Genomic DNA, 24,052 nt, shown 5'->3' with positions numbered 1-24,052 from the left:
AATCCGTTGGAGGTTTAGTCCAACTTTTGGGGGACAGATCAGAAGGCTCCTTGTTTTATACATTGGGTTTTATTATTTTTATTGCTGTAATTCGCCGCTTATTCAACTCTTCCCTGATTGCTTTTTTTTCAAAACCGTCTTGAATCACTGCTTGTACATCTACTTGGGCTGCTACTTTAAAATACCATTTAGCAAGTTCAGCTTGTGGATATTCCCTATTTTCAAAACCTAATCTGCCACGAGCATCCGCTTCACAAGCGAGTAAAAAATCACAGAAACGTTGCGGTTTACGCCATATATCAAGTGCATTAAATACTTTTAATACGGTTTCCGGACGCAGCTCCGCCATTTTATGGCAGTGGGTGTGGTATTCAGTGACCAAAATGGCGAAATCTTTTACGTCTGTTGACACTTTCAGGCGATTTGAAAGTTCTCGAGCCGGTTTGACACCTTTTACTTCGTGCCCGTAATGATGTGGGAGAATGTCTTTTTCGGTTAACCCTTTGCCTAAATCGTGGCAAAGTGCAGCCCAGAGTAAAGCGGTCGGATTTTCTGCATTTTTTGCAAGTCTTTTGGCTTGCTCAATTACCAGTAAGGTATGAACCCCACTATCAATTTCAGGGTGATGTTGCTCGGGTTGAGGTACACCGAATAAGCGATCGAATTCCGGAAATAATACGGCTAATGCGCCGATTTCTCGTAATACTTCAAAATAGATTTGCGGATTATCCGTTGCAAACGCTTTTTGGGTTTCTAACCAAACACGCTCCGCAGTTAAGTGAGCCAATTCACCACAAGCGGTCATTTCTTGCATTAATTTTACCGTTTCAGGGGCGATCTTAAAGCCAAGCGAATGGAAACGGGCGGCAAAGCGAGCTACTCTTAAAACTCGCAGAGGATCTTCACTAAATGCCGGCGAAATATGACGAAGCAGGCGATTTGCTAAATCTTGTTTACCGCCGTAAGGGTCAAAAATTTGACCGCTTGCATCTTGGGCAATCGCATTAATAGTTAAATCTCGGCGAATTAAATCTTGTTCGAGGGTGACATCCGGTGAAAAGTCGCAGAGAAAACCATTATAGCCGACCCCGTTTTTACGTTCTTGGCGGGCTAGCGCATATTCTTCTTTGGTTTTTGGATGTAAAAAAACGGGAAAGTCATTGCCGACTTGCTGATAGCCTTGCGCTAATAATTGTTCGGGCGTTGCGCCGACCACCAGATAATCCCGATCTTTTACCGGTAAGTTTAATAACTGATCACGGACAGCGCCGCCAACGAGATAAATTTGCATAGTTTTGTTACTTTTATGAAAGAGGATTCCATTTTGCAGAATGATAAAAAATTTGACCGCTTGTGTTGAGTGCAAGCGGTCAAATTTCTAATGGATTTTGCGATTAGGCAACGGTAACCGATTCAATTACTACATCTTCAACCGGTACGTCTTGGTGGAAGCCTTTGTTGCCGGTTTTCACGCCTTTGATTTTATCAACCACGTCCATACCTTCAACTACTTCACCGAATACCGCATAGCCCCATTCTTGAACTACTTCACGACCAAACATTTCTTTTGAACGGTAATCTAAGAAAGTATTGTCCGCTACGTTGATAAAGAACTGTGAGCTTGCTGAATGCGGATCAGAAGTACGCGCCATTGCAAGTGTGCCGCGTTTGTTGCTTAAACGGTTGTTCGCTTCGTTTTGAATCGGCGCTTTGGTTGCTTTTTCAATTAAACCTGAAGTCATACCGCCGCCTTGAATCATAAAGCCGTCAATCACACGGTGGAAAATTGTGCCGCTATAGAAACCTTCTTTGCAGTAATCTTCAAAGTTTTTTGCGGTTACCGGTGCTTTTTCAAAGTTAAGTTCGATTTTAATGTCACCGAAATTCGTATGTAATGTAATCATTTAGATTTCCTTATAAAAGAGAAAGGGAAGTTTGGTGCGTTATTATTAAAAAGTTTACGGGAAATTGCAAAAAAATCTCAAAATTAGACCGCTTATTCGCTATACTTCTCAACATTGCGATAACAAATCAGTACAGAGGATACTATGCTCAAAATTTATAACACTTTAAAACGTGAAAAAGAAGAATTTAAACCGATTAACCCGAACCAAGTTGGTATGTATGTCTGCGGTGTTACGGTTTACGATCTCTGTCACTTTGGGCACGGACGTACTTTTGTTTCATTTGACGTGATTGCACGTTATTTACGTTATTTAGGCTATAACTTGCGTTATGTGCGTAACATTACCGATGTGGACGATAAAATCATCAAACGTGCATTAGAAAACAACGAAACTTGCGATCAATTAGTCGATCGTATGATTGCCGAAATGCATAAAGATTTTGATGACCTGAATATTATTCGTCCGGATGTTGAGCCTCGTGCAACTAAACATATTCCTGAAATTGTAGCGATGGTGGAAAAGCTGATCGCAAATGGCCACGCTTACGTAGCGGCGGACGGCGATGTAATGTTTGATGTGGAAAGCTTCAAAAAATACGGTGCGTTATCTCGACAAAATTTAGAACAATTACAAGCGGGCGCACGTGTTGAAATTAAATCGGTGAAGAAAAATCCGATGGATTTCGTGTTATGGAAAATGTCGAAAGAAGGCGAGCCGAGTTGGCAAAGTCCGTGGGGCAACGGTCGCCCGGGTTGGCATATCGAATGTTCGGCAATGAACAGCAAAGAGTTAGGCGAACATTTTGATATTCACGGCGGTGGCTCGGACTTAATGTTCCCTCACCACGAAAACGAAATTGCGCAATCTTGCTGCGCACATGGCGGTGATTATGTGAATTACTGGTTACACACCGGTATGTTAACGATTGATGATGAGAAAATGTCAAAATCACTCGGTAATTTCTTCACGATTCGTACCATGTTAGAAAAATATGAGTCGGAAACGTTACGTTATTTCTTCTTAACTGCGCATTATCGTAGCCTATTAAATTACAGCTTAAATAATTTAGATTTAGCTCGTTCGGCGTTAGAGCGTTTATATACTTCATTACGCGGTTGTGATTTATCGGTGGAAGTTGCCGGTGGCGAACAGTATGTCGAAGCATTTAAAGCTGCAATGGATGATGATTTCAATACACCGGGCGCATTAGCGGTGTTATTTGAAATCGCACGTGAAGTGAATAAACTCAAAACCGAAGATATGGCGAAAGCGAACGGTTTAGCGGTGCGTTTAAAAGAATTAGCCGGCGTATTAGGTTTGCTCTATCAAGATCCGGAAGCGTTTTTACAAGGCGATGCGAACAATGATGAAGTTGCGGAAATCGAAGCGTTAATCAAACAACGCAACGAAGCAAAAGCAGCGAAAAACTGGGCGGTTGCCGATGAAGTGCGTGATAAACTAAAAGCAATGAATATCGTGCTGGAAGACACGCCAAACGGCACAACGTGGCGTAAAGCATAAGCCTTAGCGATAAAATAGCAAGCGGTTGAATTTGTAAAAAATCTTGCAAATCCAACCGCTTTTTTCGTTCTTAGAATGATTAGTTGCTTTTTTATTCTTTTTTGATATAAAAAAATTAGTTTAGTGAATTGACATAGCAATCTAGACGTCTAAAATAACTAACGAATTTAATTGATAGATAATGTGGATATAGAGTTATGATTCAGCTGAAAAATATCAGCAAACAGTTTGAGGTAAAGGGTAAAAAGATTTCCGCCTTAGACAACGTAAACCTTGAGGTGCCGAAGGGAACGATTTACGGCGTTATCGGAGCGAGTGGAGCGGGTAAAAGTACCCTCATTCGCTGTGTGAATTTACTTGAACGTCCGACAATCGGTAGTGTGATTGTGGACGGGCAGGATTTGACCGCAATGTCGGAAAAAGAGTTGATTTTAGCTCGCCGTAATATTGCGATGATTTTCCAGCACTTTAATTTGTTGGCATCACATACGGTATATGAAAATATCGCATTACCGCTTACGTTGAGCAATACGCCGAAAGATCAGATCGAGAAGAAAGTAAACGAATTGATTGAATTGGTCGGCTTAACCGAACGTAAAGATGTTTATCCGAGCAATTTATCCGGCGGTCAGAAGCAACGTGTCGCAATTGCCCGTGCGTTGGCAAGTGATCCGCATGTTTTATTATGTGACGAAGCGACAAGTGCATTAGATCCGGCGACTACACAATCGATTTTACAGCTATTAAAAGACATTAATAAGCGGTTAGGCTTAACCATTTTATTGATTACCCATGAAATGGAAGTGGTAAAACGGATTTGTGATCGAGTGGCGGTGATTGATAAGGGGCAGCTAATTGAAAGCGGTTCGGTGAGTGAAATTTTCTCTAATCCGAAAACGGAACTGGCACAGAAATTTATTCAATCGACATTCCATTACGAATTACCGGCGGAATATACCGAGCAGCTTTCTGAGCATCAAACGCCAAATGGGAAACCGATTATTAAATTTGAATTTACCGGTCGTTCGGTGGATGCGCCGTTACTTTCTATTGCATCGAAAAAATTCGGCATTGATTTCAGTATCTTAATGTCGCAAATTGATTATGCGGGTGGTGTTAAATTCGGTTTTGTGATCGCGGAAGTTACCGGTAATAACGATTCGATTGCGGAAGCTAAATTCTATTTAATTGATAATAAAGTAAAAGTGGAGGTGCTTGGTTATGTGGGATAGCTTTATGCAAGAACTCACACCTCAAATGTGGGGCTTAGTCGGCACTTCAACGCTTGAAACGCTCTATATGGGCTTTGCGGCGACTTTACTTGCTGTGGTAGTCGGTTTGCCGATCGGTTTTCTGGCATTTTTAACCGGTAAAGGAGAGATTTTAGAGAATCCGCGTTTACATCAAGTATTAGATGTGATTATTAATATCGGTCGTTCCGTACCGTTTATTATTTTGTTAGTCGTGTTGTTACCTTTTACGCGTTTATTGGTCGGGACAACGCTCGGTACTACGGCGGCGATTGTGCCGTTAAGCGTTTCGGCAATTCCGTTTTTTGCGCGTTTAACTTCAAATGCGTTATTAGAAATCCCAGCAGGTTTAACCGAAGCGGCGAAATCGATGGGCGCAACGAATTGGCAAGTGGTCAGTAAATTTTATTTACCGGAATCACTGCCGATTTTAATCAATGGTATCACATTAACTTTAGTCGCTTTAATCGGTTATTCGGCAATGGCGGGTGCGGTCGGCGGCGGCGGTTTGGGTAACCTTGCCATCAGTTACGGTGAACACCGAAATATGGTCTATGTAAAATGGATCTCAACAATTATTATCGTAGCGATTGTGATGATCAGTCAAAAAATCGGTGATGATCTTGCAAAACGTTACGATCATCGTTAAACACAACATTAAAAGGGGTCTTCCTATGAATTTTAAAAAAGTATTAGGTGTTGCGTTAGTGTCTGCATTGGCATTAACCGGTTGTAAAGAAGAGAAGAAAGCGGATGCTCTGGCAGCGCAAGCAACTTCAAAAATTAAAGTAGGTGTAATGTCCGGTCCGGAACACACGGTGGCGGAAAAAGCGGCGCAAGTGGCGAAACAAAAATACGGTTTAGAAGTTGAGTTCGTATTATTCAATGACTATGCGCTACCGAATACGGCGGTAAGCAAAGGCGATTTAGATGCGAACGCTTTCCAGCACAAACCGTATTTAGATAAAGACAGCCAATCAAAAGGCTTAACTAACCTTGAAATCGTCGGTAATACTTTCGTATTCCCGCTTGCCGGTTATTCTAAAAAAATTAAAAACGTTGCTGAGCTAGCGGAAGGCGCGGTAGTTGCAGTACCTAACGATCCTTCAAACCTTGCGCGCGCATTAATCCTTTTAGAGAAACAAGGCTTAATTAAGTTAAAAGACAATACCAACCTGTTCTCAACCACATTAGATATTGTTGAAAATCCGAAAAAATTAAACATTAAAGAAGTAGATACTTCAGTAGCGGCCAAAGCGTTAGATGATGTGGATTTAGCGGTGGTAAACAATACTTACGCAGGTCAAGTCGGTTTAAGCGCGAATGACGGTATTTTTGTAGAAGATAAAGATTCTCCGTATGTAAATATCATTGTGGCGCGTAAAGACAACAAAGACAGCGAAGCGGTGAAAAACTTTGTGAAATCATTCCAAACCGAAGAAGTGTTCGGCGAAGCGCAAAAACACTTTAAAGACGGTGTGGTAAAAGGTTGGTAATCATTCGTTGATTACAAGTATCGTTAAACAAGCGGTGAAATTTAAACTAAATTTTGCAAAAGTATAGGAAAATTATACCGCTTGTTTTTTATCCAGATTAAGAGGTTTTATCTATGAATTTAAAGAAATTATTCGGCTTAGTCGTTGTTTCGGCGTTAGCATTAACCGGTTGTAAAGAAGAGAAAGCGGCAGATACTACAAAAGTAGAAGCAAGAACATTAACTGTGGGTGTGATGCAAGGGCCTGAAGCGCAAGTTAATGAGGTAGCAGCACGTATTGCTAAAGAAAAATATAACTTAGATGTGAAGTTGGTTGAATTTAGTGAATATACTCAACCGAACTACGCATTAAGCCACGGCGATTTAGATGTGAATGCGTTCCAATCCGTACCGTTCTTTGAACGCGAAATGAAAGAGAAAGGCTATAAATTTGTTGCGCAAGCAAATACCTTTGTGTTTCCAATTGCAGGCTACTCTAAAACGGTTAAAGCGATTGCCGATTTAAAAGAAGGTGCCAAAATTGCGATTTCAAATGAGTTAAGTACGGCGGGTCGTTCCTTACTCTTGTTACAAGCAAACGGCGTGATCAAATTAAAAGATCCGACAAATCTTTATGCAACGGAAGTGGATATTGTTGAAAATCCGAAGAATGTCAAAATCAGCCAAATTGATACGGCATTATTAACACGCGCGTTAGACGATGTGGATCTCGCAATTATTAACAATAACTATGCAGGCCAAGCAGGTTTAACGCCGGAAAAAGACGGTGTGATTGTGGAAGCGAAAGATTCTCCGTATGTGAATTTGATCGTGTCTCGTGAAGACAACAAAGACAGTCCGGCAATTAAAGATTTTGTTAAAGCGTTCCAAACCGAAGAAGTGTACCAAGAAGCACTTAAACACTTCCCAGGCGGTATTGTAAAAGGCTGGTAATAAACGATAAGCGGTAAAATTTTGTAGTTTTTTTGCAAAAAATTACCGCTTATTTTATTCCCTTAACGTATCAATCATGCATTTCAATGCAGGTGAAATATTTCTATGCGGATAATAAAGATGAAAGCCGGTAAATGTATAACTAAACTCACTTAATACTTGAATTAGCTCACCTTTTTCCAATTCTTTTTGAACCAAATCTTTACAAATATAACCTAGTCCCAATCCTAACTTTGCTGCATCTCGAATCGAATAATCATTAGAAAATGTCCACTGTCCTTGTGTTTTAATTTGAATGTGTTCGTGATTGACGATGAAGTCCCAGTGATACATCGCACCACTCGCATAACGATAATTTAAGCATTGATGATGAGCTAAATCAGAAGGTGTTCTTGGAAATCCGTGAGTATGAAAATAATCAGGTGATCCAATAACCGCCATTTCTTCATCGTTACTAATTCTGACTGCAATCATTCCTTCAGCAACTAAATCGCCAAAGCGAACACCAGCATCAAACTGCTCGGAAATAATGTCGGAAAATGCAGTATCGCTGATTAATTCGAGTTGAATCTCAGGATATCGTGTTTGAAATTTAGCAAGTTTAGGTAATAACACTTTATCAATCGCATATTGTGAAGCAGTGATTCTTACCTGTCCAGAAGGTGTTTGACGGTAATGTCCCAGCATCGCTAATTCGTGATCGAGTTTAGAAAATGTTTGTTCAGCGGTTTGAAAAAGCTGGTTACCAGCGTGAGTTAGTGATAATCGGCGAGTGGTTCGAGCGAAGAGTTGTACGCCTAAACGAGATTCCAGCTGTTTAATGGTACGACTTAACGCAGATTGTGAAATACCCAATTTAGTGGCGGCTTTGGTGAAATTCTGTTCCCGTGCAACACATAAAAATGCATACAGATCATTATAGTTTTCTCGTTGAAGCATAATTCAAATCTTGTGGTAAAAAATAGGAGAAATTTAACCGCTATTTTACCTGATTTAGAACCTAAGTGAATAAATGTTATTGAATTTTTGGTCATTATCATTTGAATGGAAATTTTTATAATGTACACATCTTTTGAAATGATTAATGAGGAAAGCAAATGAAAATTCGTACTAAATTAACCGCACTTTCTAGTGCGCTTTTACTTAGTTCTACATTCATCGGAGGCAATGCTATGGCAAATTTACCGCAATCAGCAATAATGATTGAAGTCCCAACTCAAACCGTTCAACTGACTCAAGAATGGGATAAGATTTTTCCAAAGTCAGATAAAGTGGAACACCGCAAAGTAACTTTTAAAAATCGTTATGGTATTACTTTGGTTGGTGACTTGTATGTACCGAAAGGCGCGACAGGTAAATTACCTGCGATTGCGGTAAGCGGACCATTTGGTGCGGTAAAAGAACAAACATCGGGGTTGTATGCGCAACATATGGCAGAGCGAGGTTTTATTACCGTAGCATTTGATGGTTCGTACACTGGGGAAAGCTCAGGTTTACCACGTAATGTACCTTCTCCTGAAATTAACACAGAGGATTTTTCAGCGGCAGTAGATTTTCTGGGTTCACTGGAAAATGTAGATCGTGAGAAAATCGGTATTTTAGGTATTTGTGGTTGGGGTGGTTTCGCATTAAATGCGGCAATTTCGGATACTCGTGTAAAAGCGGTTGCAGTAAGTACAATGTATGATATGACTCGTGTTAATGCGAATGGTTACGAAATCAAACTTGATCCGAAAGGGCAATACGATCGAGTGCCAGCACAAACTGCAGAGGAACGCTATAAAATGAAAGAGGGATTAAATAACGCCCGTTGGGAAGCAATGAAAGACGGTTATGCAACGTTATTGCCCGCGAACAATCTCGATCTGATAAAGCCGCTCGATATAACTGCAACAAAAAAAGCGAGATAAGTATTTCTCGCTTTTTTTACTCATAGTGTAATAACGTTACATTTTAAAACTTAAACACCATATTATCTTCATACTTACCTGAATAACTTGCTGAAGTATTAATGGAAATTTTGCCGTAATTTTCAAAAGCCTGCCAGTTATCCCATTTATCTTCTACCATAGCATCAATAAATCGTACAAACTCCGATTTACTCGAACTAAAAAAGATATAAGGCGGTCGAGTTAAATGAATCAATCGTAAAAAGTCAATTAAATCAAAATAACTCGCTTGTCTGTAGCTCTCTTGTCTAGTACACAGGTATGGTGGATCAAGTACAAAGAGAGTATTTGGTTCATCTCTGAATTTCGGTAATAGTTGATGAAATGATTCTTGAATAATCTCAACCCCATCTAAATAGCCATCTGCACGTGGATAATCAGACTGACGAACACAATGCCAAAAATCCTTATTGAATAAGTCTTCTAATGAGCCTACTTGATTTCCACTAAATAATAACCAACTCGCTAAGCAGTTTAAATCTTTATATCCTTGAAATGATTGGATTGCATTAATGACTTTTGACTTTACATCTGGCGTAAGTTTTTTATTTTTGGGTATTGCATTTCCTATCGTATCAGAAATCTTTAGCCGTAATTCATTTATTTCATCAATATGGAGTAACCGTTCTGCATAATTATCAAAGTCGTTATAAATTACCCGAGCAGCTGGTTTTATACGTTTAGCTACATGACTAAGTAACCCTGAACCACCAAATGCATCAATAATTGTCCAACCTTGACCATCACCTGGAATATATTGATTGAGAATCTCCGTATAATGTGTCAAGAATTGACGTTTTTGTCCAATAAATGGTAATGGGGCGTTTTTATAAATGGTTACATCTTTTTTCATATTTTGTAAGACCTTTTCATATAGTGAAAAAATTATGCTAAACTTACGTTTGTCTTGGCTAAGACCACGGGTCTAGCAATAGTTATTGCTCACAGGTTAGGTCTGTGGGTGATGAGGTCAGTACGCTCTGCCAAGCATACTGACTACCCGTGCTTTTGTTCCTAATAAGTGACTTCTTGCTATTAGCCTCCCACTCGTAAAACAATATCTTTAAATGCAATCACATTGTTTGATATTGAGCTAACCACATTAATCTTAAATCTAATTTCTGTTGTTTCTGCCGGTAAGATTTCTGCCACTTGTTGGCTATGCCAATCATTTTTTTGCCAGTTGCCAAGTTGTTCTGAAACATATTCTTTAAGCAGCTCAGTACCTTTATAAAGTTGTACGGTAACGGTACAAAGTCCGTTGCTCTGATTATATGTACCGACTTTGTACGAGAGCGCAAAGCGTTTATATTTATTGGCTTCAATTGGATATGATTGATAAATCACATTCTCGCTTGCGCTTGAAGAGAGCATGATGTATTTACCTTCCGGCATATCATTATCATCATAACGATTCAGGTAATTATTACCTTGTGTAAATGCGTGTTGATAATCCCAATCACTTAATAATTGCATTGCGCCTTGTACGGTAAACTCATAGCGATACAGGCTTGTTAGTTGCTTATCTTTTACCGTATAGAAAGCCAGTTTGCTAAATTGCTCACCCTCGATTTTGCCCTCATCCGGATAAACAAACTCTGTAGAATCGGTTGTAATTGACCTCACTATGTTATTGCCGTCCATTAAATCAATTTTATAACTGACACCTTGCCCCAGCGCTGTACTGTCTTCCGTATGCGTAATGAGTTGGTCAGCTTGAATATCTCTATCTCGATGCGCCCATGTAAGCGTAAACGCTGAACCGTCTGCAATCTTATCGACAAATGCACCATCTACTTTGACATTCGCCGGAGGATAAGGGCGAACTTGTCGCTGTTGTGTGGTTAGTGTTAATACACTAGCCGCATCTTCAGAGAGCGTTTCAATCTGTGTACGTGTGAGTAATTTCGCTTTGATTTGCTCATTTACGGTATATTTGGTGTCAGTATCCGATGTTGCAAACAAATAACACCATGCAATAGCACCTTGTTTATGCGCTTGCGGGATAGTGTCCGCACAACCACGACCGATAGTCATTATTGAGTTTTTAAAATCGACTGACTCAATTTTCACAATCTCGTCATCAATCATTAATGCACCAGCGTTAGCCAAATCCGCAAACGCTTCACCTGCAGTAAAACTGACCGTAGTTTGATACGGTGTAATATCTGAACTTAATATCACTGAAGGCGTGAAAGAACACTCTGCCACTGGTGTAAACCCTGCACCAACATCTGTGAGTAAGTCATAACCGACCGCTAATGGACTTGGTGTGCTTGCAAGCGACCAAACAAAGCAATCAGTTGGCTGAATAAATGCAAGTTCCGCTTCACTGAAAACTAATGGATAAACATGGTAAGGCAGTTCAAATAATCTGCTATTTTGAATTGCTTTCGCCGTGTAATCGGGCTGAATATAGAGCGACTCTGACTGTTGTGTTGAGTAATTCGCAGCTGGTAAACCGAACACATCTTGCATACAAGTCACAATAAATTCGCCCTCGTTGCCATTCTCAATTCCGGTGACTCGGAAAATCACACTTTCAATCCCTCGGTCAGGCAAGTGTACTTTGAAAACATCACCGTGTTTTAACTCGCTGGCACGCATATCAAACACAATTTTAAGACGAGTTAAACTGCTGGCGACCATCTCTAAATCACGTTGTGCAATGCGAGCTGCTAAATCAAAGGTCGGCACACCTTTATATTCAACGTTTTTTGCAATCACGCCATGCATTTGCACAGAGGCAATATTATTCGCAATGGCTTGGTCTTCACGGTTCGTAACTGGGTCGCGCCATTTGACAACAATTTGATTTGCCGTTGTGTCAGTTGCCGAACTATCATCATCTTGCACATTTAAAATCCCGTTATCATAGTGAAATGTTGGCAAATCGTCGGGATTATAGTCATTACGCAATAATTTAATCGCTTGTTTACCTGTTTCTACGTTGTCGTATTGCACTGCGCCGATGTGGTCAATCACTTGTTGCATAAACTCTTTAATTGAGCCTTGACGGTTGTAACGCAAGCATAGTCCAAAGCCTTCTTCATAGAGTGTGTCGGCGGCTTTTTTGTAGCTATCTAAATCAAGATCACTTAAGTCTTTTTTACCGCCCCAGCTTTTATTTGTTGCACACTCAACAAGGATGTGTGCAGGATTCATCGCATGAATCTGACGCGCATTTTCTTCTTGTTCTTTTGTCAGTCCTGAAATTTTTAACGTATCATTGCGTAAAATAATTTTGCATTTTTCCGGATACCAAACCGTACCGTTAAACCAGCCTTTTAATGCACGTCGCACACGATAGCTATGCTTTTTAGGGTAAGCGTTATAGCAACTGATAAGCCCACTAAACACGGTGGACACAATACCGCGAAAACCGGGAATCAAATCATCTTTTGCAAGATTGCCTTCAGTCACATTGCCTGCGGAGAAAAACGCTTGCTCGTCTTGTTGTTTTTTACGCTTATTTTTACGCAGCAATGCGTGTGTATTCTCACGTGGCGCAGGGTTATGCTTACCTTTTAATAAATTAATCAGCATTTGTGTCGGCTTTTGGTCAGGTTCACCCATGAGAATCTCTAACCGCCCTTGAATACCGCCTTCGCCCCCAGTGTTTTCGCCACCAAATAAATTCGGTTTATTAATATAAATCGCTTGTGATTGCGTGAGTTCGCCCGGTTTGCTTAAGTATGCGGTTTTATCATCAATGCGTAACTCAACGATTTCATCCACCGGTCCGCGCCCTAAGCCGGAATGAATATCCCAGTAGTATCGATAGCCGACCGTGACCGAACCGCCTTTACGTTTCCCTCCCATTATTTTTCCCCTCTAGCTTGCTGTGCTTGTTTTGCTGCATTCACGCATTTACGTGCAAATACGTTACCGCTAGATAAGAATTTTTCGGCATCAATCCCATTTTGCAAAAAGTCGTTAAAATCCCAGCCTTGACGCTCAAAGAACGCTTGTACACCCGCTGCACAAAAATGCACGCGGCGCATATCTTGCATTGTGATGATCATCTTTTTATCCTTTTTTGATTTCGGTTGTACGGTAATTGCCGTACGCCAACACTTGCCAATCTTCCGTCCAGCAGTCGCCAAAGAATACGCACTGCGGTGTACCTTCAGCTGCTTGCGGAAAATTCCACTCGTCGCTTGAAACCGCTTCCGGTCCTTGCCCACTACGTTGTTTTGGAGCAAGGGCTTGATTTAATAGATAGCTGACTGCAAGTACGGCAACGTATTTCACAATTGCCCAGCCAATAGCTGCAAACATTTAAACCTCCTTTTAAATTAAAACACTCGTGACCCGTCATAAGGCGATTTATTCGGCATGTGCGGAATGCCACCGAAATTCAGCATATTATTAAACTTATTTAGGCAAGTCGTTGCCCGCCCGTCACAGCCGGGATACACATTGATAGTTGTGCCAACAGATAGTTTTTGCGTGCCACCCATCAGCGTAATTTGATTATTTTTATGTACTGTGACCGCCCGAACTTCACGTACGCCATCGCTATCCGTCCATTCAATAAAGCCCGCATTAAACCAGCCTTCCGGTAAATTTTCGGGTACATCTACCGTGATGGTTGTCCCGTTTAACGCTTTAATCACTAAACCGGCAACCGCAAAATTTTTCGGATTGACTCTACAATCATAGTCATAAAGCGTATAAGGGCAGTTACGTCCCCATGTCAAACGCAAGCCCGCACTTTGCATTGTGGAGGATAACCCCGCAGAAACTAATTCCGTCTTATGTACATCAGGGCGTTTTGCTTCAATAATCGTGCCAATCCACACGACGCGTAGCTCTTGTTCTTGATAATGCAATCGCATAATCATCACTTTAACGGTTTGGCTAGGCGGCATGCCGCGATATAAGAGTGCCACAGGGTTATTACTTGGTAACACAATATTGATATTTTCACCGGTGCGGCGACCGCTATCACTGATTGCGGTTGCCAGCCATTTTTCATTGTTTACGACAATGTCTTGGTCAGCATCACAAAAACACCAAACATTTTCATCCTCGCCACGGGTAAATTGATAAAGCGTGACCGGCTGACCGTCGGCAACAGAATGGGTTTTCTCTAAATAACTCACGTTTTAAATCCTTTTTAAATATCGTTTAAATACCGTTTAAATTATTAAACTTCGAGTTCGTCACGTAATCCCCGAAAGCTGACCATCACACTTGCTACGCTGTCTGTATGATGTTTCCAGTCAATCGTGTCACTCTCTAAGCGTGATAGTGTTAAAAATGAAATCTTTGCCACTTGTTCACGCTTTAAATTTAACGCCTCGCCATCCAGCGCAAGCCGTTCGGTTTGGTTGTCACTGATTGAAGCTTCTAAAATTCGGCGGTAATGCACTGTGCCGTCGGTACATTCAATACGGATATCTTGTCGTCCTGCTTGTTTTAAGAGACAAGTCGTGTAATAGACCAACTCAATATCGAGATTTTTGCCGACAATATCGTTTGCTAGTGTTAAATCTGATGTCGAACTTGCCACCCAAATTGCTTTTTGTCTGCCACGTAGAGCATAAAACAGTTGGCGAAGTTGGTGCTGTTCTGCAATCCCATTTAATAAGAAACGATGATTAGTTAGCTGGAACGCATTTTTTGCCGTGTCTAGGTAATGCGGTAATGCCGTACCGTTATCCAGTTGCTTAATCAAACGCAAGTATTGTGCCGTAATATCTTCCGACCATTCACTGGTTGGTTCTAAAACCGGATGCTGACGATAAGTCGGTAAGTGACTAATATCCGAGGCATAGCCGTTATGTTCGTGAATTTGTAAGCGAATTTGTGCGGTTGCCATGCCATCACTTAAGCGAGTAAGCTGTGGCATATCGGTCAGCACCGCTGAGCGTAACGGATAAATCACAGTGCTAGTATCAAAGCTATTCAGTAATTGACGCTTAATTTCAAGCCCCTCAGCCGTGACCGCGGTAATTTCTATCGCCTCGCGCTTGTATCCGTTCATTAAAATTGCCCGACCACCGACCTCGAATTCAAAGCCAGTAGTAGCAAGTGATAACGTTTTATCGCCTTGTTTAGCTGACTTGTTTAAATAGACTTGATGGGTAAAAATCGGCATTGCCCACACTCTCGCGCCGTAGGCGTAGAACATATTTTCTAAACGCTGACGTTCGGTTCCGGTTGTTGAGACTTTAAATTCAAATGTTCGGCGAGGCGATAAACGTTTTGCAATACGCTGTTCAGCACCGGTAATCGATTGATGCACGGTCGTCAAAAACTCTAATTTTTCCGTTACGTCTTCAGACCAATCCGGAAAAATTTCCCAGTCGGTGGAGCGTGAACCGGTGATGCGCAACGTAACCGGATTTTTGCCGGCGATAGTAAAAGTTACCGTGCAATCAATTTCTGCCGGACCATTCATGCTAACTTTCACCGTCCACTTTTTAAGCGCCAGAGCGCGCAGCGTGAGTGGCGTTTGACTACCGGTTAGCGTAATGCCTTCACCATCTTGAATATCTACTTTGGTTAAATTGACAGTGTGTCGGTTCGCATTCCAGACATGGACATCAAACACTTGCTCTGTCGAGATTGAGCCTAGATTGACGGTATGCGGAATCACAAGCACGCGGCTGTACAAATCACTATAGTAGTTCGGCACAATATAAGCTTGCGCTGGCTGAGCTAAATCTAATAACTCGCCTTGCTGGAGCTTGCCCGATATTGTCGGCATAAGGCGTGCAGCAATACAGGCTTCACCGCGATAAATCGGTAAGCGGTCTAAATAGCCCGTATCTTTACACGAAATGCTTTTTCCGCTTGCTGCAATGTAACCGTTGATATTTGCCATTATTCAACCATCCGATAAGCGACCGCTTGTGTTCCTGAATTATTTTTTCCTTCTTCGATGGAGCTTTCGTTGCGCACGTCATACTGTGCACTCGGAATAATCATCCATTTCTCCCCATTGATAGTCAGAATTTGACGTGGCGAGAGACCAACCATCGTACATTCGTAGCGGTCGGGGAGAATGCCAATGCGACGAAAAATTCCATCAATCCCATGTGCGATTAAGCTGTGCGGACAGGGTATTAACGACTGCCCGAATTTAGATTGACTGTAATAGACTAACAAGGCATCCGGGTGATAAGTATTTTCATCAGTTGTCATCGCCGCTCTGCCAAGCGTAAGCAGATATTTGCCTTTATCTGCATTACTCAAATCTTTATAATCTGAAACATTGGCAGGGGCGAAATACCACGGTGTGCGTTTATCGCCACTGATACCATCGGCACGAACTACCGCTTGATTGCCCCGCGCCCCGTTAGAAAAGCCGTAAGCATGATCGTTATTTTGATAATGCCCATAACTTTTGGTGATATAAGTGCCATACGTATATTGACCACCCGTATATATCCCTTCTTTATTTAACGTACCAATACCAAAGTGACGGAATTTTTCCGCTTCAATTTGCACGACAACGTGTAAATATTGCTCAGTACCAAAAAAGTCATAAGATGCATAATTGCCTTTTTCTAATTGAGACGTCGCTGTGTCGATTTCACGATAAGCATGCTTTCTTGATGAACCCGGCTGTTCATTGCCTTTTTTACTTGTATCGAAGCTGGTATTCACATAAGTAAACAATTGATTAACTTCAGGCTTAAACATAAGAGACCAGTAGCCTTGACTATTGTGTAAGCACATCAAATTGTCTTCGAGTTTATCTACCGTCCATTTTAAGGTTTGAGCAAACTCACTTAATTTTTTAAGCAGTTCATTCACGTCTTTTGCGTTACCCGTTTGATATGCCATACCTAGATCTCCGTTGTTGTCTCAATCACAAAATAATCTTTGGTTGCTACACGATAGCCACCGTTAAATACCAATCCTTTACGTCCTTCAGTAATTGTGACTTGGTCACCGGCGGCGCGTTGAATACCCGGAATCCAGTACACACCATCGAAAGCTCCCCAGCGGTTACGACCTTGGCTAGAATCCTTGAGACTGATAAATTCAACTGGTATCAATGGATAAGCACCGCCTTGGCTTTCGCCCATCGAATCAATACTACGTGGTTGTTGATGTGAACTAAAAATCTCATAGTTACATAACGGAAACAATGCTTGTCGGCGAGAATCCGAACGCAAGTTTTTGTAACTGCTACCGTAAAAATCACGCCAGCTTTGGTCAGGCGTAAAAAGCCAACAGTTGCCGTATTTAGCGTCCACAATAGAGGAATGTAATTCGCCGGTTTGTGAATAACGTACCTGCACGGCACGGTTGTTTTCGTCCACTACGGGTGCGCTACCGGCAACACAAAGCGGATATGGATATTCGGTTGGCGGCACGGTTGGCAAAATAAAGCCTAGATACGCACTTGAACACACTTGCGAAATGCGCGTGATAATTTTGCAACAACGCCCATTTGCGACAATGTGATACTCAATCGGGCGGTTATCTGCAAATAATACGACACCGGGCGAAGCATTAATTAAGCCCTTGTGAATTTCAGTCGGCGTAACCGCTTTTTCATTGAAAAATGTACCACCCCAGAAGTTAAGGTTATACGTATCAGCCGAAATCAAGTTATCGGTTGAAGCGACAAGATAAATATCTTGCTCAACGCCGGTACCAGTTGATATCCACGCAATTTGACGGATTTCTTTTTTTGTTGCAGTTTCATTCAATTTACGGTCAAGTAATACTGTCCACGCTTGTCCGTCGCGTTTGAGTGTTTCGTCTTCTGTTAAGAACTTGTTGATTTTATCTAATAAATCACGCTCGTTTTGTGCCGTGCCTGTTGCGTATGCCATTATTAGCCTAACTCCTGTTTTAATGTTTGCTTATTCGCCCGAATCACGGTCATTACCGCACGTTCGCCCGCTACCGTATTAATACCGGCTGTAAATAACTCAGCACTATCAACCGCTAAAGTTTGCTGAATATTGACCGGGCTTGCTACCGCCTGTTGTCCTGCCGTACCGTTTTGCATTTCGTGAGTCAATGTCGGTTCGTTGTATGACGGCATTGATGGGGCTGACACTAAGCCACCAGTGGCATATTTACGTAAATGACCGCGGTTAATGGCATGTAAAAAGCCCACGCCATATTTCTGCACGCTTGCCGCACGCACCACAAATTCGCCATTTGATAAGCGTGCCGGAATGGAATCCGACGTGCCTGTTCCCGGTCCTGAAATAAAACCGCCGGTTGCTGCCGTGACCGCAGCACCCGCACCACCGAAAAAGCCACTAATGGCACTGGTCGCTTGCATAGCAAGTTGTTGTGCGGCAATTTGCGCCATGCTGTTTATCACAGTCAGTGCTAATTGTTTTACAGCATCACCCAAACTCATTGTGCCTTCAGCAAGTCCCATTAGCGCACTTTGAATACCTTGTGTTAAACCTTGCTTAAACGCGTTTTCAAGTTCGTTTCCGGTCGCTTTAAGCTCCTGAATTTTCACTTTCATTTGCTCAAGCATTGCGCCTGCCGCTTCGCCTTGTGCGCCCGGCATTTGTGCCAATCTTTCCAGTAACGGTAATTGTTTTTCAATTTCTGCTACCGTTTGAGCATACATATCTTTTAAGCGTTGTTGTCCTTCGAAATGTGAAATGAGTCCAGTTTGAACTTGTGCTTGAATCTGCTGTTCTTTCGCCGACTGTTGCTGAATGACGTTATTTACTTCGGACTGTATGCCATTTAATTGTACTTTCGCTTCTTCAAGAGGCAGCATTTTTTTAACTAAATTAATGCCGTCTTGATTGTTCGCTTTACTAAATAAGGCGAGCAATTGGTTGTATTTACTTTGTACATCAAGCAGATCTGCTTTTGCCGTTTGTCCGGTTAAACGTAAATAATCGCTATTGAGTTCGCGTAGCTTATTTGTGGCTTCTTCTGCCGTGCGTCTTGTATCTTGTGCCGCTTTTTTTGCATCGTTTTCTGCTTTACGTTGCGCTTTGTTAGCTTCCTCTTTCGCTTTTCTGTCCGCTTCTGCTTGTTCACGCAGTTTTTTCTGATTCGCATCAATCGTTTGATACAGGGCTTCGGCTTCTTTTTTCTGTTCCGCAGTCCAATTACTATTGTTGCGTACATTATCAATGTTCTTTTCAAGCTCAGTCATGCCGGATTGACGCGCGCGCGTACGCAGTTTTTCTAACTCATCGCCGCCTTTTTTCTCCGCTTGCTTTTGTTCCAGCTGTTTTTGTAAGCCGATAGCTTCATTGATTTTATTGATAAAACCTTGCACCGCATTGCCGGACATGCCGGCTTGTGCCGCAATCCCTTCAAATTTTGTGCGCATCGCTTCTAAGCGTTCTATTGCAGTTGTGGAGGCTTGACTCAAGTCTTTTTTCAGCTTTTGAGTGAGTTCTTCCACTTCTGTTTTCATCGCAAGCGCTTCGGTTTCACTTGCTTTGATTGCTTCGGTCAGCAGTTTTACCGCTTCAGGGTGTTGTGGGTCGCCGATTTTCGTCAATTTTTCTGCAAGCGTACCACCGGCTTCAATGGCGGCATCCCAAGCCACAGCCAATTGCGTTTGAGTAATATTGGCTAATTCGCTGCTTGCAGTACTCATTGCGTCAATTTTTTGCTGTAGCTCGTCAATTTGCGTATTAAGCGCATTCACTTCATCGGCATTAATTAATCCGCCCATGACGCTAGTGCGGTTTTGATTAAGCAATTTATCGCGCTCGGCAATCAACGCTTCAATCTTTTGCTTCGCTTCATCTAATGATGCTGTATTGACTTTTAACTGTTCCATGCGGTCGCTAAAACCGCCCATTTCACCTAATTTGATGCGCGCTTCGACTAACGCTTTGGTTTTTTCAATATTGGAATCGAGCGTTGTCAAAGTTTGTGCAAATTGACGTTCGGCTTCTTCTTCCTGACTTTTTAAATAAAAATAAGCTGCTGATAAACCAGCGATTGCCGTAATCGCCAGCCCAATCGGACCGCCTATTGCCGCAAATAATCCCGCACCTACATTGACGGCAGCAGCACGAGCTTTGGCAATTGCTAGCGCACCATAGGCTTGCGTGGCGCGACCGACTGAGACGGTTTCGCCATTAACTGCCTGCATTAAAACTACGGTTGCCTGTGCTTGACGGACTGATGCGGTGGCACTGGCGTTAATCGCTGCCATGTGCGCACTTTCGGCAATGACCGCTTTACTTTTTACGCTAATGCTGGCGTACATCGCTGACAAATAACGAGCGGTATATGCCGTACCGACTAAAATGGCAATACCTGCTAAACCTTCGAGATTATTTGCCAGCGTAGAAATCGCAGCCGAAACAAAGGTAGATGCACCAATGGTTTTATCAGTATTACCAATGAACTCAAGCCAAGCGTTAGATAATTGCGTCACCGCTTTACCAATGGTGAGCGGCATTTGCTCATATTGTTTTTGAATACTGTCCGCACCTTCAGCTACGGCGGTCATAATCACTTGCGTGGTTAATTGACCTTCTTCCGCCATTTTGCGTAATTCACCACGGGTTTTACCGAGCGATTTTTGCAAAAGTTCTAAAATAATCGGGGCTTGTTCCGACACGGAATTAAATTCTTCACCGCGCAATGCACCGGCTGCCATGCCTTGCGAGAGCTGAATAATTGCGGCTTGCGCTTCTTGTGCGCCTGCACCGCTGACTGTCATCGCCTGTGATACGGTTTTAGTAAAGCGCAATACTTCCGCTGAGTTTGCTGAATCACCTAATGAACGGAAAACACGCGTGTAAAGTTCCGCCGTAGCAGAAAATGCCGTCCCAGTTTCTTGTGCCACAGTCATTAAGCCATTAAAAGTGCCTTTGGCTTCGAGATTGGAGCGAGAAACTAATTTGATACGTGCTTCAAGGCTTTTAAATTCGTCACTTGTTTTGACTAAATTACCAATTGCGAGGTTGCCCAAAGTTAAGCCAATTGCTTGTTTTTTTAATTCGGCTAATTGCTTACTGATAGATTCAACACCGGCACGGGTTTTGCCGAGCTTTGAAGTTGCTTCGTCGGCTTTCTTGGCAAGACCATCTAAGCCACCGGCACCGGCTTGCGCACCTTTGCCTAGCCCTTGGCTTGCAGCAGCGCCGGCTTGCAATTCTTTTTCAAGCGTTTTAAACTTAGCCAACGCTTCATTAAGATCGGCTTTAATTTTTAAAGCTAACGTTAAATTATTATTTGCCATGGATACCTTTTATGGAAAAACCTTTACATCATTATCCGCTTGCATGGGTCATTGCTTTATTACCCTATGAACTAGGCTTTTTATGCGTAATATTCGGTGATGCGACTATCGCTCAAGCGTTGTTTTGGGGGACGCTTGCTTATCCGTTAATTGCCTTTGTGGCAACCATTTTTAAGTCACCGTTCGCGTTTATACTGAGCTTATTCATCGCTGCTAAAATTTAACCTCGCACTATGGCGAGGTTAATTCTTTTATATAGTCCTGCAAATGGTTGCCACCGTTTACGCCGTATGCGGTGTCCATTGCTCTATCCGCACGAGATTTGCGTTCTCGCTTCAACGACTTTTCATAAAACAACTGTAGCTGTCTTGCCGTATATGTACCGATGTCACAAAAATGATGACCGGAGGCAATAAGCTGTTCGATTATTTCGCCCCAACTGATGATGTCTGCGTCTGTAGCACAGCCTTTTCGAGCATCGGCTGTACTGCTTGACGGGTAAAAAAATCACTATTGACAGTCCACCACATCATTAATACCGTTTCTGCATTTTCACCAGTTAAGCTCTGTACCCATTCCAGCGGTTTGTTAATGGATAAACTCACCATAGTTAAAACATCTTGATAATGTTCTGCGAGCAAATTCATCAGCGGGTCGAGCCCGAATTGCGCATCAGTTTGTGAAAGTGTAGTGCGTAAATCCATTACAAACGGCATAAACAACGCACGGTGCTGTAATTGCTGGATGAGTGAATATTCTTTGACTTCGATTTCTTCACCGGCAATCGTTAGTTTTTGGTGCGGGAAGAGTACATTTAATTCATCTTTTTGCATGACTAAAACCTATATAAAGCCCCTAAATACTAGGGGCAGGAATGCGTTATTTTTTAATCTTAACAACGCGACCGAATCGACCGAGCGCGCTATCGCCAGTCTTAGTTGTATCGGCTAACACTTTGGCTTTCGCGCTTAACGCATCAAGCGCATTTTCGTTGTTGATTAAATTCAACGCTTCTGTCGGATTGAAGTTGATTTTGTACAATTCAACAAGACTCCATTCATTCGTTTCGGCAAGGTTGATTCCCTCGAAACGCAGGAATAAATCTTTCGGGTTGGTCGTTAAAAGCGCAATAACATCAACATCACCATAGCTATAAGCAACGGTTAATTTCTTGCTTTTTTGCTCTTTCAAAAATTCAATTGTCCCGAAAACCGCATCAACAACGAAGTCCGTGTTTTCTTTTAATTCAGCAATTTTTACATCACTCACATTTTGGTGAACTAACGCAATACGGTCTCCAACTTGAATATTCTCCGGTAATGCTTCTTGCTCCACCTTGCCCGCTTTAATTGCGCTGGCTTCACCCAAAAGCATTAAGCTCAGGTTTTCTTTGCTCATCTCATGGAATTTGATTGAAACTTCACCCGATTTACCCGTGATGATTTTCTTCACTTCTTGACGCTGACCGCTGTAAGATTCTTTGTGTGTAAATTCTTCCACGCTTAAAGACACGGATAATTCCGACACATCACCGACCCAGCGGAACGCACCAGCTTGTCCGTTTGGTAAACGTTCAGCAAGATAAACCGCACCTTGACCGTAGCTGTAACTTTCTGTTCTCATTAATTTTCTCCTTTATCTTCAAATTGAATGTGGTTATCGGACGGCATTACACTATCTTCAGAAGCAGTGTTCTCTAGTGGAATGGCTGTTGCATTTTTCGTTTCTACTGAAGATTGGAATTCACTACAACCGATTACTAGACCGACTTGTTGCTGTATTAAGAATGCTGCATCAGCATCACTAACTTGTAATTTATCACCAGGAGAATAAGTCACACCGGCGTGAATATGAGTTTTGATTAATTTAATCTCTTTCATCTGCTTTTACCTATAAGCATTTTAGTTTGATAAGTCTCCATCCAGGCGAGATAGCTATTGCTGTAATCCAATACATCTCCACGTACAAAAAAAGTTTGTTTTGCTCCAGAAATAGGGGGAATCCACCCCATTAATTGTTCACGGATTTTGCCAATTACCGGGTGTGAAAGTGCAAGCTGTGGATTATCCGGGCTATACTGATAAGATTGCACAATCACAATGACCGAAAAACTGACAGTTACCATTTGGCGTACAGCAATATCACTTTGGTGAGCAATTTCACTATTAGGAACCACATATACTGCCGGAGTTGGTAGTCCTGTTTGGCTTAAATTAGAAATTGAACGATATTCCGCTGTGCTACCTACATGATGAATATATGTAGGCATCAGGGGCTTTAGTTTTTCAATTACTAGTTTTAAATCAAAAGGTGCGGTTGAATTAAACATAGTCTTTCAAACTCTCATCCGTAAATACACGGTCTTTTTTAACAAATTTGGGACGACCGGATTTCAACGTTAAGGTGTCTTCAAGCCCAAGGCTAAATTTCCCTTCTGTAACCAGTTGTAGCATTTTTAATGCATCGCGATAATCACGTACAATCGGATTGTTTTTTTCTTCTGAAATTAGGTGCAAATGCAAGTTATAACGAACTATTGCTCTTGCCCATGTCGTTAAAATACGAGGTGTATTTTTAAAAGGTATGCGATAACCACGTTGGCGCAAATAACCATCAATTAATGCACAGCTATCGGCAATGACTTCATTAATCCGAGTAATGATCGTTAATCCATATTCAACTTCTGTTGTCGGAAACTGCTTAGTTTCATCACCTTGTAACAAAGCATTTAATACCTGATGGGAAATAGGGGCTAAACCGGGTTGAGCCGTAACTTGCGCCAACTCAACCACACCTGGTTTTTCACATAACTGTTTTAGATTGATGTACATAAC

General features: G+C 41.9%; 23 protein-coding genes and 1 pseudogene. 7 read left to right on the top strand and 17 right to left on the bottom strand.

The window, feature by feature from the left end; translation table 11 throughout:
• Positions 1 to 55 precede the first annotated feature (55 nt).
• Together DRF63_RS05100 and DRF63_RS05095 are read right to left on the bottom strand one after the other, a co-directional pair.
• Positions 56 to 1,291: a multifunctional CCA addition/repair protein gene (locus DRF63_RS05100; protein WP_005597568.1), complete on the bottom strand. Its 1,236-nt coding sequence runs from the start codon at positions 1,289 to 1,291 to the stop codon at positions 56 to 58.
• Between the two features lie 103 nt (positions 1,292 to 1,394).
• The gene (locus tag DRF63_RS05095; RefSeq protein WP_005597566.1) at positions 1,395 to 1,904 is read right to left on the bottom strand and encodes a peptidylprolyl isomerase; all 510 of its coding nucleotides are present in this window, start codon (positions 1,902 to 1,904) and stop codon (positions 1,395 to 1,397) included.
• Between the two features lie 144 nt (positions 1,905 to 2,048).
• Between DRF63_RS05095 and cysS the strand changes: the two genes are divergently transcribed.
• From cysS to DRF63_RS05065, 5 genes are all read left to right on the top strand, one after another.
• Complete coding sequence (gene cysS, locus DRF63_RS05090) at positions 2,049 to 3,428, top strand: cysteine--tRNA ligase (RefSeq protein ID WP_005597564.1); 1,380 nt, start codon at positions 2,049 to 2,051, stop codon at positions 3,426 to 3,428.
• 197 nt (positions 3,429 to 3,625) lie between these two features.
• Complete coding sequence (gene metN / locus DRF63_RS05080) at positions 3,626 to 4,660, top strand: methionine ABC transporter ATP-binding protein MetN (protein WP_005597562.1); 1,035 nt, start codon at positions 3,626 to 3,628, stop codon at positions 4,658 to 4,660.
• Complete coding sequence (locus DRF63_RS05075; protein ID WP_005597560.1) at positions 4,650 to 5,327, top strand: methionine ABC transporter permease; 678 nt, start codon at positions 4,650 to 4,652, stop codon at positions 5,325 to 5,327. The genes metN and DRF63_RS05075 overlap by 11 nt, the downstream gene beginning before the upstream one ends.
• Before the next feature lie 25 nt (positions 5,328 to 5,352).
• On the top strand, positions 5,353 to 6,174 hold the full coding sequence (locus DRF63_RS05070) for a MetQ/NlpA family lipoprotein (protein ID WP_005597558.1): 822 nt from the start codon (positions 5,353 to 5,355) through the stop codon (positions 6,172 to 6,174).
• A 113-nt stretch (positions 6,175 to 6,287) separates the two neighbouring features.
• Positions 6,288 to 7,106 (top strand): MetQ/NlpA family ABC transporter substrate-binding protein, encoded by an 819-nt coding sequence (locus DRF63_RS05065; protein ID WP_005597556.1) that lies wholly within the window; start codon positions 6,288 to 6,290, stop codon positions 7,104 to 7,106.
• A gap of 54 nt (positions 7,107 to 7,160) precedes the next feature.
• On the opposite strand, the gene DRF63_RS05060 is transcribed toward DRF63_RS05065, so the two are convergent.
• Positions 7,161 to 8,045 carry a LysR family transcriptional regulator gene (locus tag DRF63_RS05060; RefSeq protein WP_005597554.1) on the bottom strand — a complete coding sequence of 295 codons (885 nt, stop codon included), beginning with the start codon at positions 8,043 to 8,045 and terminating at the stop codon, positions 7,161 to 7,163.
• 158 nt (positions 8,046 to 8,203) lie between these two features.
• Here DRF63_RS05060 and DRF63_RS05055 point away from each other — a divergent pair.
• A pseudogene (locus DRF63_RS05055) lies at positions 8,204 to 8,998 on the top strand (alpha/beta hydrolase); the annotation flags it as partial.
• A 61-nt stretch (positions 8,999 to 9,059) separates the two neighbouring features.
• Here DRF63_RS05055 and DRF63_RS05050 read toward each other — a convergent pair.
• The 9 genes from DRF63_RS05050 to DRF63_RS05010 form a co-directional block, all read right to left on the bottom strand.
• Positions 9,060 to 9,908, bottom strand: coding sequence for a DNA adenine methylase (locus DRF63_RS05050; RefSeq protein ID WP_005597550.1), 849 nt, complete (start codon positions 9,906 to 9,908; stop codon positions 9,060 to 9,062).
• Between the two features lie 182 nt (positions 9,909 to 10,090).
• Entirely contained in the window at positions 10,091 to 12,877 is a 2,787-nt protein-coding gene (locus tag DRF63_RS05045; RefSeq protein ID WP_005597548.1) for a phage tail protein, read from the bottom strand.
• Positions 12,877 to 13,080, bottom strand: coding sequence for a hypothetical protein (locus DRF63_RS05040; protein WP_005597546.1), 204 nt, complete (start codon positions 13,078 to 13,080; stop codon positions 12,877 to 12,879). Before DRF63_RS05040 ends, DRF63_RS05045 begins: the two co-directional genes overlap by 1 nt.
• A gap of 4 nt (positions 13,081 to 13,084) precedes the next feature.
• Positions 13,085 to 13,336 (bottom strand): hypothetical protein, encoded by a 252-nt coding sequence (locus DRF63_RS05035; protein ID WP_005597545.1) that lies wholly within the window; start codon positions 13,334 to 13,336, stop codon positions 13,085 to 13,087.
• 17 nt (positions 13,337 to 13,353) lie between these two features.
• Positions 13,354 to 14,163, bottom strand: coding sequence for a phage BR0599 family protein (locus tag DRF63_RS05030; RefSeq protein WP_005597543.1), 810 nt, complete (start codon positions 14,161 to 14,163; stop codon positions 13,354 to 13,356).
• Positions 14,164 to 14,207: 44 nt separating this feature from the next.
• A complete protein-coding gene (locus DRF63_RS05025; protein ID WP_005597541.1) occupies positions 14,208 to 15,890 on the bottom strand; it encodes a hypothetical protein in 1,683 nt (560 codons plus the stop codon).
• Complete coding sequence (locus DRF63_RS05020) at positions 15,890 to 16,855, bottom strand: hypothetical protein (protein WP_005597539.1); 966 nt, start codon at positions 16,853 to 16,855, stop codon at positions 15,890 to 15,892. Before DRF63_RS05020 ends, DRF63_RS05025 begins: the two co-directional genes overlap by 1 nt.
• Before the next feature lie 2 nt (positions 16,856 to 16,857).
• Entirely contained in the window at positions 16,858 to 17,856 is a 999-nt protein-coding gene (locus tag DRF63_RS05015; protein WP_005597537.1) for a hypothetical protein, read from the bottom strand.
• Between the two features lie 2 nt (positions 17,857 to 17,858).
• Positions 17,859 to 21,218, bottom strand: coding sequence for a tape measure protein (locus DRF63_RS05010; RefSeq protein WP_005597535.1), 3,360 nt, complete (start codon positions 21,216 to 21,218; stop codon positions 17,859 to 17,861).
• 11 nt (positions 21,219 to 21,229) lie between these two features.
• Here DRF63_RS05010 and DRF63_RS05005 point away from each other — a divergent pair, with 11 nt between their 5' ends.
• A complete protein-coding gene (locus DRF63_RS05005; RefSeq protein WP_005597533.1) occupies positions 21,230 to 21,442 on the top strand; it encodes a hypothetical protein in 213 nt (70 codons plus the stop codon).
• 201 nt (positions 21,443 to 21,643) lie between these two features.
• Here DRF63_RS05005 and DRF63_RS05000 read toward each other — a convergent pair whose 3' ends face one another.
• Genes DRF63_RS05000 through DRF63_RS04980 form a run of 5 tightly spaced genes read right to left on the bottom strand, consistent with a single transcriptional unit; the run spans position 21,644 to position 24,049 of the window.
• Positions 21,644 to 22,051 (bottom strand): DUF6631 family protein, encoded by a 408-nt coding sequence (locus tag DRF63_RS05000; protein WP_005597527.1) that lies wholly within the window; start codon positions 22,049 to 22,051, stop codon positions 21,644 to 21,646.
• 46 nt (positions 22,052 to 22,097) lie between these two features.
• Complete coding sequence (locus DRF63_RS04995; RefSeq protein WP_005597524.1) at positions 22,098 to 22,841, bottom strand: phage tail tube protein; 744 nt, start codon at positions 22,839 to 22,841, stop codon at positions 22,098 to 22,100.
• Positions 22,841 to 23,098, bottom strand: a complete 258-nt coding sequence (locus tag DRF63_RS04990) for a DUF7210 family protein (RefSeq protein ID WP_005597522.1) — start codon at positions 23,096 to 23,098, stop codon at positions 22,841 to 22,843. The genes DRF63_RS04995 and DRF63_RS04990 overlap by 1 nt, the downstream gene beginning before the upstream one ends.
• Positions 23,095 to 23,547 (bottom strand): phage tail terminator protein, encoded by a 453-nt coding sequence (locus DRF63_RS04985; RefSeq protein ID WP_005597521.1) that lies wholly within the window; start codon positions 23,545 to 23,547, stop codon positions 23,095 to 23,097. Before DRF63_RS04985 ends, DRF63_RS04990 begins: the two co-directional genes overlap by 4 nt.
• Positions 23,540 to 24,049 carry a gp436 family protein gene (locus DRF63_RS04980; protein WP_005597519.1) on the bottom strand — a complete coding sequence of 170 codons (510 nt, stop codon included), beginning with the start codon at positions 24,047 to 24,049 and terminating at the stop codon, positions 23,540 to 23,542. Before DRF63_RS04980 ends, DRF63_RS04985 begins: the two co-directional genes overlap by 8 nt.
• Positions 24,050 to 24,052 lie beyond the last annotated feature (3 nt).

This window comes from Actinobacillus pleuropneumoniae (assembly GCF_003290385.1).
Classification (GTDB): Bacteria; Pseudomonadota; Gammaproteobacteria; order Enterobacterales; family Pasteurellaceae; genus Actinobacillus; species Actinobacillus lignieresii.
This window is presented reverse-complemented; position numbering and strand designations above follow the sequence as displayed.

Excerpts from the sequence above, each read along its gene's own strand:
- DRF63_RS05065 (WP_005597556.1), top strand. The coding sequence starts at position 6,288 with ATGAATTTAAAGAAATTATTCGGCTTAGTCGTTGTTTCGGCGTTAGCA.
- DRF63_RS05095 (WP_005597566.1), bottom strand. The coding sequence starts at position 1,904 with ATGATTACATTACATACGAATTTCGGTGACATTAAAATCGAACTTAAC.
- DRF63_RS04985 (WP_005597521.1), bottom strand. The coding sequence starts at position 23,547 with ATGTTTAATTCAACCGCACCTTTTGATTTAAAACTAGTAATTGAAAAA.
- DRF63_RS05020 (WP_005597539.1), bottom strand. The coding sequence starts at position 16,855 with ATGGCATATCAAACGGGTAACGCAAAAGACGTGAATGAACTGCTTAAA.
- DRF63_RS05070 (WP_005597558.1), top strand. The coding sequence starts at position 5,353 with ATGAATTTTAAAAAAGTATTAGGTGTTGCGTTAGTGTCTGCATTGGCA.
- DRF63_RS05025 (WP_005597541.1), bottom strand. The coding sequence starts at position 15,890 with ATGGCAAATATCAACGGTTACATTGCAGCAAGCGGAAAAAGCATTTCG.
- DRF63_RS04995 (WP_005597524.1), bottom strand. The coding sequence starts at position 22,841 with ATGAGAACAGAAAGTTACAGCTACGGTCAAGGTGCGGTTTATCTTGCT.
- metN (WP_005597562.1), top strand. The coding sequence starts at position 3,626 with ATGATTCAGCTGAAAAATATCAGCAAACAGTTTGAGGTAAAGGGTAAA.
- DRF63_RS05010 (WP_005597535.1), bottom strand. The coding sequence starts at position 21,218 with ATGGCAAATAATAATTTAACGTTAGCTTTAAAAATTAAAGCCGATCTT.
- DRF63_RS05075 (WP_005597560.1), top strand. The coding sequence starts at position 4,650 with ATGTGGGATAGCTTTATGCAAGAACTCACACCTCAAATGTGGGGCTTA.
- DRF63_RS05015 (WP_005597537.1), bottom strand. The coding sequence starts at position 17,856 with ATGGCATACGCAACAGGCACGGCACAAAACGAGCGTGATTTATTAGAT.
- DRF63_RS04980 (WP_005597519.1), bottom strand. The coding sequence starts at position 24,049 with ATGTACATCAATCTAAAACAGTTATGTGAAAAACCAGGTGTGGTTGAG.
- DRF63_RS05050 (WP_005597550.1), bottom strand. The coding sequence starts at position 9,908 with ATGAAAAAAGATGTAACCATTTATAAAAACGCCCCATTACCATTTATT.
- DRF63_RS05040 (WP_005597546.1), bottom strand. The coding sequence starts at position 13,080 with ATGATCATCACAATGCAAGATATGCGCCGCGTGCATTTTTGTGCAGCG.
- cysS (WP_005597564.1), top strand. The coding sequence starts at position 2,049 with ATGCTCAAAATTTATAACACTTTAAAACGTGAAAAAGAAGAATTTAAA.
- DRF63_RS05000 (WP_005597527.1), bottom strand. The coding sequence starts at position 22,051 with ATGCAAAAAGATGAATTAAATGTACTCTTCCCGCACCAAAAACTAACG.
- DRF63_RS04990 (WP_005597522.1), bottom strand. The coding sequence starts at position 23,098 with ATGAAAGAGATTAAATTAATCAAAACTCATATTCACGCCGGTGTGACT.
- DRF63_RS05060 (WP_005597554.1), bottom strand. The coding sequence starts at position 8,045 with ATGCTTCAACGAGAAAACTATAATGATCTGTATGCATTTTTATGTGTT.
- DRF63_RS05100 (WP_005597568.1), bottom strand. The coding sequence starts at position 1,291 with ATGCAAATTTATCTCGTTGGCGGCGCTGTCCGTGATCAGTTATTAAAC.
- DRF63_RS05005 (WP_005597533.1), top strand. The coding sequence starts at position 21,230 with ATGGAAAAACCTTTACATCATTATCCGCTTGCATGGGTCATTGCTTTA.
- DRF63_RS05045 (WP_005597548.1), bottom strand. The coding sequence starts at position 12,877 with ATGGGAGGGAAACGTAAAGGCGGTTCGGTCACGGTCGGCTATCGATAC.
- DRF63_RS05035 (WP_005597545.1), bottom strand. The coding sequence starts at position 13,336 with ATGTTTGCAGCTATTGGCTGGGCAATTGTGAAATACGTTGCCGTACTT.